This is a genomic window from Arthrobacter sp. PsM3 (assembly GCF_030433895.1).
In the GTDB taxonomy this organism is placed as follows: Bacteria; Actinomycetota; Actinomycetes; order Actinomycetales; family Micrococcaceae; genus Arthrobacter.
Map to the genome: position 1 here is coordinate 65,892 of NZ_JARUXE010000023.1, position 13,560 is coordinate 79,451.

A 13,560-nucleotide genomic window follows, 5' to 3' on the forward strand; every position below is an offset into this window, starting at 1 on the left:
CCAGTGAACCCAGACCTCTGCCAGTCTAGTGACGATTCTTGCCAAACCGCCAATAAGGGTGACTCAAATCATCGAGTTGGCTGAAAGCGTCGCCACGGCGCCCCACCGGGCCCCCGGAGGCCTCCCGGCAGGCATCCCTACGAGAGTGGAACAGCAGTGGAACGACAGTGGAAACTGCAGCGGAACGCCGGCTCGTGTGCCGGGCCGTTCGGGTGCCGCGGTCCGTGGAAGCCTCGCTAGACTCGCACTGAGAACCCGTTAAGCACCGGAATGCCTACCTAAGGAGCAGCCGTGCGTTTCCTGACCGAGCCCACTACCGACCTAACCTACTCGGACCTCTTTCTCGTACCGTCCCGTTCCGACGTCACCTCCCGGCTGGATGTGGACCTGGCCGCGGACGACGGAACAGGCTCCGCGATTCCCCTGGTGGCGGCCAACATGACGGCGGTGACCGGCAAGCGGATGGCCGAGACCATGGCCCGGCGCGGGGGACTGGCGGTGCTGCCGCAGGATGTCCCCCTCGACGTGATCCGGGACGTGACGGCCTGGATCAAGACCCGCCACCCCGTCCTGGAAACCCCGGTCACCCTCTCGCCGGCCGACACCGTCATCGACGCCCTGCACCTGATGGGCAAGCGTCCGCACGGGGCCATCATGGTCGTGGATGACTCGGGTGCCGTGACCGGCATCGTCCGGGCCGCGGACTGCGAGGGCCAGGACCGGTTCGCCTCGCTCGCCACGGTGATGCGCCACCAGCCGCTGGTGCTTGACGCTTCCCTGCTGGGCGGCAGCACCGACGGCGGCTCCGGCACCGGGGCCGCCGGCGGATCAAGCGCCGGCCTGCGCCGCGCATTTGACGCGATGGACGCTGCCGGGACCGACATTGCGCCGGTGCAGCGTGATGGCGTCCTGGCCGGAGTGCTCACCCGGAAGGGGGCCCTGCGCTCGACGCTGTACCGGCCCTCGCTGGACCCTTCCGGCAGGCTCAAGGTGGCAGCCGCCGTCGGGATCAACGGCGACGTCGCCGGGCGGGCCGCGGAACTCCTCGCCGCCGGGGTCAGCGTGCTGGTCCTCGATACCGCGCACGGCCACCAGCAGAAGATGTTTGACGCGCTGGCCGCCGTGAAAGGCCTTAACCCCGGAGTGCCCGTGGTGGCAGGCAACGTGGTCACCGCCGAGGCGACCCGCGAACTCATCCAGGCCGGGGCGGACATCGTCAAGGTGGGGGTGGGCCCCGGGGCCATGTGCACCACGCGCATGATGACGGCCGTGGGCCGGCCGCAGTTCTCCGCCGTGCTGGAGTGCTCGGCCGCCGCGCGGGCTGCCGGCGGGCGGGTCTGGGCCGACGGCGGCGTCCGCTATCCGCGCGACGTGGCCCTTGCCCTGGCTGCCGGTGCCAGCCAGGTCATGATCGGATCCTGGTTCGCCGGCACGCACGAGAGCCCAGGGGACCTGCAGCAGGACGCCGGCGGCCGGATGTTCAAGGAAAGCTTCGGCATGGCGTCCGCCCGGGCCGTCCAAAGCCGCAACCAGCGCGAGGGCGCCTTCGAGAAGGACCGCAAGGCCCTCTTCGAGGAAGGCATCTCCACCTCCCGGATGTTCATCGATCCGGCCCGGCCCGGCGTCGAGGACCTGCTGGACATGATCACCGCCGGGCTCCGCAGTTCCATGAGCTATGCCGGGGCGGCCGACCTTGCGGCGTTCCGGGAACGTGCTGTGGCCGGGATCCAGTCAGCGGCCGGCTACGAGGAAGGCCGTCCGGTCCCGCAGAGCTGGTGAGCTGCGCCACGGGCGGACGCGGCCGGCGTCGGGCGTCACCTGGCGCCGGACCGCGGCGGCTGCTCCTGTAGACTGAACTCCTTATGGACAGTAAATCTAGGTGCCGGCCTGGGGGCTGTCAGCGGGGAACGGAAACCGTTGCCGCGCAGTCCACCCGAAGAGCCGGCAAACCCCGTTCACGTGCCCATCATTCTCCGGCAGCACAGCAGTCCGGAGCCTTTCAGGAAACAGGGTCGGCCCCGGCCGACCATCCTCCGCCGGGCGGACTGTTCCACCCCTCAGCCGTGCGGTTCCCCGGTATCCGGCTTCCTCGCCCCGCCGCTGTCCCGGAAGCAGGCCGCTAATGGAGTGGCTACTTCTCGGAGCGGGACTGCTGCTCATCCTGGGAACCGGCTTCTTCGTCGCTGTTGAATTCTCCCTTGTTGCCCTTGACCAGGCCACGGTCCAGCGGGCCGTGGACGACGGCGACACTGCCGCCGCGCCCCTGCTCAAATGCCTCAAGTCCCTGTCCACCCAGCTTTCCAGCTGCCAGCTGGGCATCACCATCACGACCCTGCTCACCGGCTACGTGATGGAGCCATCGGTGGGCAAACTGCTCGAGGGCCCGCTGGGCGCCCTGGGTATGCCGGAAGCCGCCGTGGCCTCAGTGTCGCTGATCCTCGCGATGGCCTTCGCCACGCTCCTGTCCATGCTGATCGGCGAGCTGGTGCCCAAGAACATGGCCATTGCGCTGTCGTTCCAGGTCGGCAAGGCCCTGGCAGGCCCGCAGTTGGTCTTCACGGCCATCTTCAAACCGGCCATCGTGGTGCTCAACGGTTTCTCCAACAAGGTGCTTAATATCTTCGGGCTGGAGGCCAAGGAGGAGATCTCCGGTGCGCGGACTCCGGCCGAACTGGCCTCCCTTGTGCGCCGCTCGGCGCAAATGGGAACCCTGGACGCCGGCACCGCCAACTTCATCGCCCGGACACTGAAGTTCTCGGGCCGGACGGCGGCGGACGTCATGACGCCACGCATCCGGGTCGAGACCATCGACGGCCACCAGCCGGTGTCCGACATTGTGGAGGCGGCACGCCGCACCGGCTATTCGCGGTTCCCGGTCATCGGGGAATCCTCGGACGACATCCGCGGCGTGGTGCACATCAAGAAGGCCATCGCCGTTCCCTCGAACCGGCGCGCCAAGCTGGAGGCCGGTGCCATCATGACCGATGTGCTCCGCGTTCCGGAAACCATCCACCTGGACGCCCTGCTGGCGGAATTGCGCGAAGGCAACCTGCAGCTCGCCGTGGTCCTGGACGAGTACGGCGGAACCGCCGGCATCGCCACCCTGGAGGATCTGGTGGAGGAAATTGTCGGAGAAGTGGCCGATGAACACGACAAGGTCCGGCCGGGGCTGCTGCAGAGCGCCTCGGGGGACTGGTATTTCCCCGGCCTGCTGCGCCCCGATGAACTCTCCGAACAGATCCCGGGACTAACCGTTCCCGACGAGTCTGCCTATGAAACGGTCGGAGGCTACGTGATGAGCCAGCTGGGCCGGATTGCTTCCGTGGGAGACATGGTCGACGTCGGCGGCGGGACCCTGAGCGTGACCCGCATGGACGGGCGCAGGATCGACCGGATCTGCTTCCGGCCCGTCCGTGTCGCAGGTGAAAGCCACTCCGCCGGCGAGGATGGTGCCGAATGAGCGACTGGGTAGGAATTATCTGGCTGGTGGTACTGCTGATCGGCAACGCCTTCTTCGTGGCCGCCGAGTTCGCCGTCATGTCCGCGCGCCGGAGCCAGATCGAGCCCCTCGCCGAGGCGGGATCCATGCGTGCGCAAACCACCCTGCGCGCGATGGAAAACGTCTCCCTGATGCTGGCCTGTGCCCAGCTGGGCATCACCGTGTGCTCGCTGCTGATCCTGCAGGTCGCGGAACCGGCCATCCATCATTTGATGGTGGTGCCGCTGGAAGCGGTTGGCGTTTCGGTGGAAATAGCGGACATTGCGGCGTTCGCCGTCGCGCTGCTGACGGTCACGTTCCTGCATGTCACCATCGGCGAGATGGTTCCGAAGAACATCTCGGTGTCCGTTGCGGACAAGGCAGCCCTGCTGCTGGCGCCGCCGCTGATGTTCATCGCCCGCGCGGTGAAGCCGGTGATTGTTGCTCTCAACTGGTCCGCGAACCACATCCTGAAACTGATGCGGATCGAGCCCAAGGATGAGGTCACGTCCTCCTTTACCTTGGAGGAAGTGCAGTCGATCGTGCAGGAATCTACCCGCCACGGGCTCGTGGACGACGACGCCGGCCTGATCACCGGCGCCCTCGAATTCTCGGAACATACCGCCTCCCGGGTGATGGTCCCGCTGGACAAGCTCGTGATGCTGAAGTCGGCCACCACGCCGGTGGAGTTCGAAAAGGCCGTGAGCCGCACTGGGTTCTCACGCTTCCCGATGCTGGACGAGGACGGGATGCTCTCCGGCTACCTCCACATCAAGGACGTGCTGTCCATCCCGGATGCGGCCTACCACCAGCCGATCGCCGAAAGCCATATCCGGTCCCTGGCGAACCTGTCCATGGATGACGAGGTCGAGAAGGCCATGTCCGTGATGCAGCGGACCGGCTCGCACCTGGCCCGCGTCATCGGCCCGGACGGAAAAACCCAGGGTGTGCTGTTCCTGGAGGATGTGATCGAGGAACTCGTCGGGGAGATCAGGGACGCCACCCAGGCCACCGGCTACCGGAGGCTCGGCCAGGACCAGCAGTAGCGTCCGGTGTAGCCCTAAATAGGAATCATTCCTATTTAGGGCTACACTCGGAGCTGTTGCTATTGCTCCTGATTCTCAATAACAGATCCGAGGTCTCCCGTGCGTCGTCCTGCTGCCCGTCCCATCGTCGCCGCTCTTGCCGGCCTGAGCGTGCTCCTGACGGCCTGCGCACCGACCTCGGGAAACCCGCAGGGGAGCAACGGCGACGGGACCGTGGACGTTGTGGCCTCCACCAGCGTTTACGGGGACATCGTGGCCGCCATCGGCGGAGACAAGGTAAAAGTCAACTCCATCATCACGCGCACCAGCCAGGACCCACACTCCTACGAGGCAACCACGCAGGACAAGCTGGCGGTGTCCAAAGCCGAGCTGGTGGTGGAGAACGGCGGCGGCTATGACGACTTCATCCACAAACTTGCAGACGACACGGGGCTGGACCAGAGCAAGGTCCTCAATGCCGTGGAGCTCTCCGGGCTGGCTCCGGAAGGAACTGCCGGTCCGTCCGCCACCGCCGATGCCGGCGGGGACTCCCACGGCCCTGCCGGCTTCAACGAGCACATCTGGTACAGCCTGCCCGCCATGGGGCGCCTGGCTGACGCCGTCGCGGCCAGGCTCGGTGAACTTGAGCCGTCGTCGGCCGGGACCTTCCGCAGCAACGCGGCGGCGTTCAAGGATTCGCTCGGCGGCCTCGAAGCGAAGCTGGCGGGTATCAGGGCGTCCGCCGGCGGGGCGTCCGTCGCCGTGACGGAACCCGTGCCGCTCTATCTGCTCGATGCCGCCGGCCTGAAAAACCAGACCCCGGACGGGTACACCGCCGCGATCGAAGAAGACACCGACGTGCCGCCCGCCGTCCTCAAGGCCGCCACCGACCTCATGGCGTCGGGCAGCATCAGGCTTCTGGCCTACAACCCCCAAACGGAAGGCCCGCAAACGATCGCAGTCAAGAACGCCGCGGCATCTGCCGGGGTTCCGGTGGTGAACTTCAGCGAGACCCTTCCCGACGGCAAGTCCTACCTCCAGTGGATGGCGGACAATGTCGACAACATCGGCAAGGCCCTGGCCTGAGGCTGCACCATCCCACCGACAACATCGCCGATGTCGGCCCGGCGGACGCACGCCGGGCCTAAGATGATCGGGACAGCGTGACCAGGCCGCATGGCCAGCCAGCCCGGGCGGAGAGCCAGGCAGAGGGCGCGGGCCGAGAGCCCGCGCAGAATTCGAGGAAACCCAAAGTGACACCCGTAGTGAGCCTCCGTGGAGCCTCCCTCGCGTTCGGTAAACGGACTTTGTGGGAGGGCCTGGATCTGGACATCAACCCGGGTGAATTCTTCGCTGTCCTTGGCCCCAATGGGAGTGGCAAGACGACGTTCCTCAAGGTCCTCCTTGGACTGCAGGAGCTGAGCTCCGGCTCGGCCACGCTCGCGGGGCGGCCCGTGGAGCGCGGCAGCCGGGGGATCGGCTATGTTCCGCAGCAGAAGTCGTTCGACCCTGACACCCCGCTGCGCGCCCGCGACCTGGTGGGGCTGGGTGTCGATGGCCACCGCTGGGGAATCCGGCTCGGCACGGCCAAAGTGAACCGCAGAATCGATGAGCTGCTCGACCAGGTGGGAGCCGCTGACTACGCGAAGGTCCCCGTCGGCCAGCTTTCCGGCGGCGAGCAGCAGCGGTTGCGGGTTGCGCAGGCGCTTGCCACCGACCCCAAGGTGCTGCTTTGCGACGAACCCCTGCTGTCCCTTGACCTGCAGCACCAGCAGGCGGTCAGCGCGCTGATCAACAAGCAGTGCCACGACCGGGACAGTGCTGTGGTGTTTGTCACGCACGAGATCAATCCGATCATGGACTACGTGGACCGGGTGCTGTACCTGGCCGGCGGACGCTTCCGGGTGGGCCCGCCGGAGGAAGTCATGACCACCGAGGTTCTGTCCGATCTCTACGACAGCCACGTCGAAGTGCTCCACGCGAACGGACGGCTGATCGTCGTCGGGCTGCCCGACGCTGCCACCCATCACCACGAGGACGCCCACGCCGTGGCGGGGGAGGTGGGCTAGATGGACCTGGACAGCCTGGTCAATTCAATCTTCAATTTCGAAAACTACGGCGAACTGCTCGCCCTGGTCCGGAATTCCCTCTGGGCCGGCGCGGTTCTTGGCCTGCTGGGCGGGCTGATGGGAACGTTCGTGATGAAGCGGGACCTGGCGTTTGCCGTGCACGGCATCTCCGAACTCTCGTTCGCCGGCGCTGCCTTTGCCCTCCTGATCGGGGCGGACATTGTCCTGGGCTCCCTGGTGGGATCCGTCGTGGCGGCGCTGCTGCTGGGGCTGCTCGGCGTCCGCGCCCGGGACAAGAACTCGATCATCGGCGTCATCATGCCCTTCGGGCTGGGACTGGGTATCCTGTTCCTCTCCCTGTATGAGGGGCGCGCCGCCAATAAATTCGGCCTGCTCACCGGCCAGATTGTCTCCGTCGGAACCGTCCAGCTCCAGGTGCTCGCGGTCGCCGCCGTCGTCGTGATGATTGCCCTGGTGGCGATCTGGCGTCCGCTGACGTTCGCCAGCGTGGACCCCGACGTCGCGTCGGCCCGCGGCGTGCCAGTGCGGGCACTGGCCATCGGGTTCATGCTGCTGCTCGGCGTCAGCGTTGCCCTCTCCATCCAGATTGTGGGTGCCCTTCTGGTGCTGGCGCTGCTGATCACCCCCGCGGCGGCGGCCATGCGGGTGACGTCCTCACCCCGGCTGGTGGTGATTCTCAGTGTGGTCTTCGCCATGACGGCCACTGTCGGCGGCATCCTGCTGGCCCTCGGCGGCCGGATCCCGATCAGCCCGTACGTGACCACGCTGTCGTTCCTGATCTACGTCGTGTGCCGGCTGATCGGCGGGGTCCGGGCCAGGCGCGGCATGAACGGCCGGGTTCTGCGCGGTGCCGCGGTGCCGGCGGCCTGAGCCGCCGACGGCGCAGTCCGGCAAACATGCATCACTGCAAGTATGCATTTGCGCAATCATTGCAGTCGTGCAATTATTCAAGGCATGACTACTGCTGCTCCGCTGCCCCTGCGTGAGCGCAAGAAGGCTGAGACGTGGGGGGCGCTTCACGAATCGGCTGCATCCCTTGCCCTTCAGCACGGCGTTGACGAGACCACGGTCGAGGCTATCGCCGCCAGCGCCGGCGTCTCGCCGCGGACGTTCTTCAACTATTTCCATGTGAAGGAAGACGCCATTCTGGGGCTGCGCGAACCGGTCCTGGAGCCGGCGCAGCTGTCCCGCATCTCCGTCACGGCGGATGACCTGGTGGGGCAGATCTCGCGTCTCCTGGTGACCGTGGCCTGGACTGCGATCGGCGGCACGGACCGTGCCAGGCGCCGCCAACTGATTGCGCGGTATCCCAATCTGGCCCGCCGCCATATGGACTACATGGTCAAAGCGGAGCGGCTCGTCTCCCAAGGGATCTCCGGCCTGCTGGCGCAGGATCCCGTGTGGGCCGCGGGCGCCGAAGGCTTCGGCCCGGAGGAAGCCGCGCGGATGCTGGTCATGATCGCCGGCGTTCCCATCCGCTTCAACATCACTTCAGCTGACTTCGACCCGGTCGAGGGAATCTCCGCGGAGACCCTCGGACCGTCGTTGACCCTTCTCCACGATTTACTAAGGAAAATTTCATGACCAAGCAAGCCGTCTCCGCCGCGGGACCGGCCGAAGGAGAGCAGCACATGGTGCTGCTCTTCGTGGGCCTCATGCTCTCGATGCTTCTGGCCGCACTGAACCAGACCGTGCTCAGCACGGCACTGCCCACGATCGTCGGCGAACTCCACGGAGTCAGCGACATGCTCTGGGTCATCACCGCCTTCATTCTCGCCTCCACGATCACCATGCCCATCTACGGCAAACTGGGCGACCTGATGGGGCGCAAGGCCCTGCTGATGGGCGCCATTATCCTGTTTATGATCGGGTCCGTCATCGGCGGCCTGGCAAACGACATGGGTGTGCTGATCACAGCCCGCGTTGTCCAGGGCCTTGGCGGCGGCGGGCTGATGATCCTGTCCCAGGCCGTCATCGCCGACGTCGTACCGCCCCGCGAACGCGGTAAGTACATGGGCATGATGGGTGGCGTCTTCGCCATTGCCTCCGTGGCCGGGCCGCTGCTGGGCGGCTGGTTCACCGAAGGACCCGGCTGGCGCTGGGTGTTCTGGATCAACATCCCGCTGGGCCTGCTGGCGCTGGCCGGAGCCGTGTTCTTCCTGAAGCTGCCCAAGCACCGCGGCAAACCGCGCCTGGACCTCGTCGGTATGGTGCTGCTCGCCATCGCAACGACCTGCCTCGTACTGTTCGCCACCTGGGGCGGCGGCAAGTACCAATGGAGCGACCCGATCATCCTCGGACTGATCGCCGGGACGGTCCTCAGCGGGGTGGCCTTCGTCCTGGTGGAGCGCCGGACGGCCGAGCCGATCATTCCGCTGCACCTGTTCAAGGACCGCAACTTCAATCTTGCAACGATCGCCGGCCTGCTGATCGGCGTGGCCATGTTCGGCGCCATCGGCTACCTGCCGACCTATCTCCAGATGGCCTTCAGTGTCAACGCCACCGAATCCGGGCTGCTCATGATCCCGATGATGGGTGCCCTGCTGGTTGCCTCGGTGGTTTCCGGACAGCTGGTCAGCCGGACCGGCCGCTACAAATGGATGCCGATCGCGGGTGGCGTGCTGGTCGCCACCGCCCTCGTGCTGCTTTCCACGCTCAAGCCGGAAGCACCCCTCTGGGAAATTTGTGCCTACCTGGCCGTGATGGGCCTGGGGCTGGGCCTGAGCATGCAGATCATGGTGCTCATCGTGCAGAACTCCTTCCCGCTTCGCGAAGTCGGCACCGCAACGGCGTCGAACAACTTCTTCCGGCAGATCGGCGCCACCCTTGGATCCGCAGTGGTCGGAAGCCTCTTCGCGAGCCGGCTTGCCGAACTGCTCACCGAGCGGCTGCCGGCCGCGGCCACAGGCGGCGGCGCGCCCGGAGGGTCGAACTCACTGACCCCCGCACTGGTCAGCCACTTGCCCGCGCCGATCAAGGAGGCCATCATCTCCTCCTACAACGACGCACTGACCCCCATCTTCATCTGGATGGTTCCGCTGGCGCTGGCGGCCGCCGTGCTGATGTGCTTCATCAAGCCCAAGCCACTGGCCACCGCAATCGAGCACGACGTTCTGTCCGAGTCCATTTCGGAGGGCAACATCCTGATCACGGCCGACGACGCCGAGGACGAGGCCCTTGCTCCGGCCTCCGGGTCGCGGAAGTAACCAGCAACAACCAAAGACACCGCGTGCGGGTTGCAGGGACTGCAGCCTGTACGCGGTGTCTTTTTTGGCTTGTGGCCGGTTGGCTGGCGGTTGGTAGCCAGTGGATAGCGACCGAATGCCAGCGGCCTTGGGCCGGTAGCCGGCACCCAGTAGCCTAGCGGCCCGTGTTCCGGGCCGTGCAATCCGGGCAGAGCCCGAAGATCTCGACGGTGTGTTCCACCGCGGTGAAGCCATGCTCGGTTGCGGTCCTGGCCGCCCACGCTTCAACGGCAGGTGCCTCGACCTCGACAGCCTTGCCGCAGCTGCGGCACAGCAGATGGTGGTGGTGGCCGGTGACCGCGCAGCGCCGGTAGACGGCCTCGCCGTCGGCATTCCTCAGGACGTCCACCTGGCCCTCATCCGCGAGGGACTGCAGGATCCGGTAGGAGGTCGCGAGGGACACCGACGTGCCGCGGTCCTGCAGAATGCGGTGGAGCTCCTGCGTGCTGACGAAGTCCGTCAGTTCGTCCAGGACCGCGCTGACCGCGAGGCGCTGCTTCGTGACACGCTGCTCTTTGGCCGCGGCAGGCACCGCCGTCCGGCTGCCGTCGGCTGGGGCGCCCTGGGACATCGTGGAACTCGCTTCGCTGGGGTTTCGTTCGGTTGGTGGCAAGGTACCCAGATTACCAGCCGGGTACGTGGACACCGACGGGGAGGAACCCTAGGCTGGCCAGATGCTGCTGACGAAGTTCACCCATGCCTGTGTCCGGCTCGAGAAGGACGGGAGGGTGCTGGTGTTCGACCCGGGTAACTTCTCCGAGACGGAGCAGGCCCTCGCCGGTGCCGACGCCGTGCTGATCACCCACGAGCACCCTGACCACGTTGACGTCGACGCCGTCACCGCCGCCCTGGAGGCCGCCACTGCCCTGCAGCTCTTCGCGCCGGCTGGAGTCGCGGCGCAGCTGCGGGACAAGGCGCCCGGCGCCGGGCCCCGGATCCATACCGTGGCCCCCGGGGAGGACTTCGAAGCCGCCGGGTTCTCCATCCGGAGTTTCGGGGGACAGCACGCGCTGATCCATCCGCAGATCCCGGTCGTGGCGAATATCGGCTACTTCGTGGACTCCAACGTCTACCACCCCGGCGATTCCTTCACCGTGCCCGACGGCGTGCATGTCCGGACGCTGCTGGTGCCGATCCACGCACCCTGGAGCAAGGTGGGGGAGGTAATCGACTTTGTTATCGGGGTCCGCGCCCCAAAGGCGTTCCCGATACATGACGCACTGCTCAACGAGAGCGGGCGCCGGCTGGTGGAAGGGCACGTGACGCGGTTCGGCGCCAAGTACGGCACGGAATACCGGCACCTCTCGAGCGGGGACAGCGTCGAGGTCTAGGAGCCCGGGCGCCTCTTGACGCCTAGGACGGCCAGGTCCCGCTGGCGAAGAACTGCCGGAGGGTCTCTTCGTGCGGTGCGGGATCCAGGCCCTGGGTCTGCAGCCAGTCCGGGTTGTAGTAATTGCCGGCGTAACGGTCCGCGCCGTCGCATATCAGCGACACGACGCTGCCGCGGCACCCCTCGGCCATCATCTCCGCGATGAGCTGCCAGACACCCCACAGGTTGGTGCCGGTGGACGGGCCGGCCTGCAGTCCGGCGTAATCGTGCAGATGGCGCATCGCGGCCACCGATGCTCCGTCCGGCACCGTGATCATGTGGTCGATGACGGCCGGGACAAAGCTGGGTTCGAGCCGCGCCCGGCCGATCCCCTCGATCCGCGACGGCTGGCCCCCGCCGGCCACAGCGGTTCCCCGGGCCGGGGCGGCTGTCTCCGGGGTGTCGCTTGGAAGTCCGCCGGCGGCAGCCCCTCGGCTTTCCAGCCAGCCGGGGTAGAACGCGGAGTTCTCCGGATCAACGACGGCGAGTTGGGTGTTGTGGCGGTGGTACCGGAGGTAGCGCCCGATGGTGGCACTGGTGCCGCCGGTGCCGGCGCCCACCACAATCCAGCTGGGAATCGGGTGCTCTTCCAGGGCAAGCTGGCCGAAGATGGATTCGGCGATGTTGTTGTTGCCGCGCCAGTCCGTGGCCCGTTCGGCGTAGGTGAACTGGTCCATGTAGTGGCCGTTCGTGCGCCGTGCGAGTTCCGCGGCGGCCGCATAGACCTCCGACGCGTGGTCCACGAGGAGGCACGAGCCGCCGAACTTCTCGATCAGCGCGATCTTCTCCCGGCTGGTGGTCCGGGCCATCACCGCAATGAACGGCAGCCCCAGCAGTTGGGCGAAGTAGGCTTCCGACACGGCCGTGCTGCCGCTGGAGGCTTCAACTATGGTGGTGCCCTCGCAGATCCAGCCGTTGACCAGCCCAAAGAGGAATAGTGACCGGGCCAGACGGTGCTTAAGGCTCCCGGTCCGGTGCGTTGACTCGTCCTTGAGATAGAGCTGGACGCCCCAGTGCTCCGGAATCGGGACGGAATACAGGTGGGTGTCTGCGGACCTGTTGTTCTCGGCGTTGATTCTGCGGATGGCCTCGTCGGCCCAGGCCCGGTCCTGCTGTCGTGCTCTGATCACCGCACCAGCCTACCCGCGGCGGCAGATTCCCATGGATAGAGTGGGCGGATGCAGACGCTCATGGATGTCGCCACCTTGAAGGACCGGCTGGCCCCCGCCGGCAAAACCGACCGGCGGACGGTGTTGCTGGATGTGCGTTGGGCGCTCGGGGACCCGCACGGCCGGAGACATTACCTCGCGGAACACCTTCCCGGGGCGGTCTTCGTGGACCTCGCCACTGAACTGGCCGGACCCGCGAACCCGAGCCGGGGCCGGCACCCGCTGCCGCCCCTGGACCGATTCCAGGCTTCCGCCCGTGCCTGGGGCATCCGCAGCGGCGACGTCGTGGTGGCCTACGACGACAGCGGAAATCTGGCCGCAGCCCGGCTGTGGTGGATGCTGCGGAACTCCGGACTTCCCGAGGTGTACCTGCTCGACGGCGGCCTGGCCGCCTGGCGTGAAGCGGGCCTCGGCTTCGAAAGCGGTGAACGGCAGGCGGAGCCCGGGGACGTCGTGCTGACGGGCGGTGCCATGCCCGTGATCGACGCCTGGCAGGCGGCCTCCTGGGGCCGGCAGGGTCTGCTGCTCGACGCCCGGGCGGGGGAGCGGTACCGCGGAGAATTCGAGCCGGTGGACCCCCGCGCCGGCCATATTCCGGGAGCTGTCAGCGCCCCCACCACCGTCAATCTCGGCCCGGATGGCAGGTTCCTGCCGGCCGAGAAGCTGCGCGAACACTTCACCGGACTCGGGGTGCGCCCCGACCGCCCGACCGCTGTTTACTGCGGCTCCGGCGTCACGGCGGCCCACGAAATTGCAGCCCTCGAAATCGCCGGATTCCCTGCGGCGCTCTATCCCGGATCGTTCTCGGAATGGTCCAACGTCGCCTCGAACGATGTTGTGACCGGGGCTGCCCCGTATGCGGACGGCACCACCGCGAGCTAATTGAATCTCCACGAACTCGCTGAACTCGCTGAACCGCGGCGAACCAACCGGGGCCCAGCTGGGTTAGGCGGCTGACTGTCCTAGCTGGGTTGACGCAGGTAGCTGGCTGGGTCGCTTGCGCGCAGAGAGTCGACGTCTCAGTGCTTTCTTGCGGCAACGCAGTTCCTTCCTGTGCTGCCGGCCGGCTGGATCCGCCTCCCCGGAAGGCCCAGAATCACTTGGCATGCTGACGGATCCCTGCCGTGTTCCGGGCAATGGCGGGGCCATGGATTGGTAGGTGTGGCCGGTGGGGGTGGTCACCT

12 protein-coding genes are annotated in these 13,560 nt (G+C 66.8%); 10 read left to right on the forward strand and 2 right to left on the reverse strand.

From position 1 onward, the window contains the following. The first annotated feature begins 291 nt into the window (after positions 1 to 291). The 8 genes from QCD75_RS13515 to QCD75_RS13550 all read left to right on the forward strand — a co-directional run bounded on the left by QCD75_RS13515 (position 292) and on the right by QCD75_RS13550 (position 9,799). The gene (locus QCD75_RS13515) at positions 292 to 1,779 is read left to right on the forward strand and encodes a GuaB1 family IMP dehydrogenase-related protein (RefSeq protein ID WP_301229413.1); all 1,488 of its coding nucleotides are present in this window, start codon (positions 292 to 294) and stop codon (positions 1,777 to 1,779) included. 343 nt (positions 1,780 to 2,122) lie between these two features. Further along, complete coding sequence (locus QCD75_RS13520; protein WP_301229415.1) at positions 2,123 to 3,460, forward strand: hemolysin family protein; 1,338 nt, start codon at positions 2,123 to 2,125, stop codon at positions 3,458 to 3,460. Continuing rightward, positions 3,457 to 4,524 (forward strand): hemolysin family protein, encoded by a 1,068-nt coding sequence (locus QCD75_RS13525; protein ID WP_301229416.1) that lies wholly within the window; start codon positions 3,457 to 3,459, stop codon positions 4,522 to 4,524. The genes QCD75_RS13520 and QCD75_RS13525 overlap by 4 nt, the downstream gene beginning before the upstream one ends. A 99-nt stretch (positions 4,525 to 4,623) precedes the next feature. Then, positions 4,624 to 5,589 carry a metal ABC transporter solute-binding protein, Zn/Mn family gene (locus QCD75_RS13530; RefSeq protein ID WP_301229418.1) on the forward strand — a complete coding sequence of 322 codons (966 nt, stop codon included), beginning with the start codon at positions 4,624 to 4,626 and terminating at the stop codon, positions 5,587 to 5,589. 167 nt (positions 5,590 to 5,756) lie between these two features. After that, positions 5,757 to 6,572, forward strand: coding sequence for a metal ABC transporter ATP-binding protein (locus QCD75_RS13535; protein WP_301229420.1), 816 nt, complete (start codon positions 5,757 to 5,759; stop codon positions 6,570 to 6,572). Then, complete coding sequence (locus QCD75_RS13540; RefSeq protein ID WP_301229422.1) at positions 6,573 to 7,463, forward strand: metal ABC transporter permease; 891 nt, start codon at positions 6,573 to 6,575, stop codon at positions 7,461 to 7,463. Between the two features lie 84 nt (positions 7,464 to 7,547). After that, positions 7,548 to 8,177, forward strand: a complete 630-nt coding sequence (locus QCD75_RS13545) for a TetR/AcrR family transcriptional regulator (protein ID WP_301229423.1) — start codon at positions 7,548 to 7,550, stop codon at positions 8,175 to 8,177. After that, positions 8,174 to 9,799, forward strand: coding sequence for an MDR family MFS transporter (locus QCD75_RS13550; RefSeq protein ID WP_301229425.1), 1,626 nt, complete (start codon positions 8,174 to 8,176; stop codon positions 9,797 to 9,799). Before QCD75_RS13545 ends, QCD75_RS13550 begins: the two co-directional genes overlap by 4 nt. A 154-nt stretch (positions 9,800 to 9,953) precedes the next feature. Here QCD75_RS13550 and QCD75_RS13555 read toward each other — a convergent pair whose 3' ends face one another. Beyond that, a complete protein-coding gene (locus tag QCD75_RS13555) occupies positions 9,954 to 10,409 on the reverse strand; it encodes a Fur family transcriptional regulator (protein ID WP_301229437.1) in 456 nt (151 codons plus the stop codon). Positions 10,410 to 10,512: 103 nt separating this feature from the next. Here QCD75_RS13555 and QCD75_RS13560 point away from each other — a divergent pair, with 103 nt between their 5' ends. Next, positions 10,513 to 11,169 carry an MBL fold metallo-hydrolase gene (locus QCD75_RS13560; protein WP_301229427.1) on the forward strand — a complete coding sequence of 219 codons (657 nt, stop codon included), beginning with the start codon at positions 10,513 to 10,515 and terminating at the stop codon, positions 11,167 to 11,169. A 22-nt stretch (positions 11,170 to 11,191) separates the two neighbouring features. Here the strand turns inward: QCD75_RS13560 and QCD75_RS13565 are convergent, their stop codons facing one another. Next, positions 11,192 to 12,337, reverse strand: coding sequence for a PLP-dependent cysteine synthase family protein (locus QCD75_RS13565; RefSeq protein WP_301229429.1), 1,146 nt, complete (start codon positions 12,335 to 12,337; stop codon positions 11,192 to 11,194). Between the two features lie 48 nt (positions 12,338 to 12,385). Between QCD75_RS13565 and QCD75_RS13570 the strand changes: the two genes are divergently transcribed. Beyond that, a complete protein-coding gene (locus QCD75_RS13570) occupies positions 12,386 to 13,258 on the forward strand; it encodes a sulfurtransferase (protein WP_301229431.1) in 873 nt (290 codons plus the stop codon). Positions 13,259 to 13,560 lie beyond the last annotated feature (302 nt).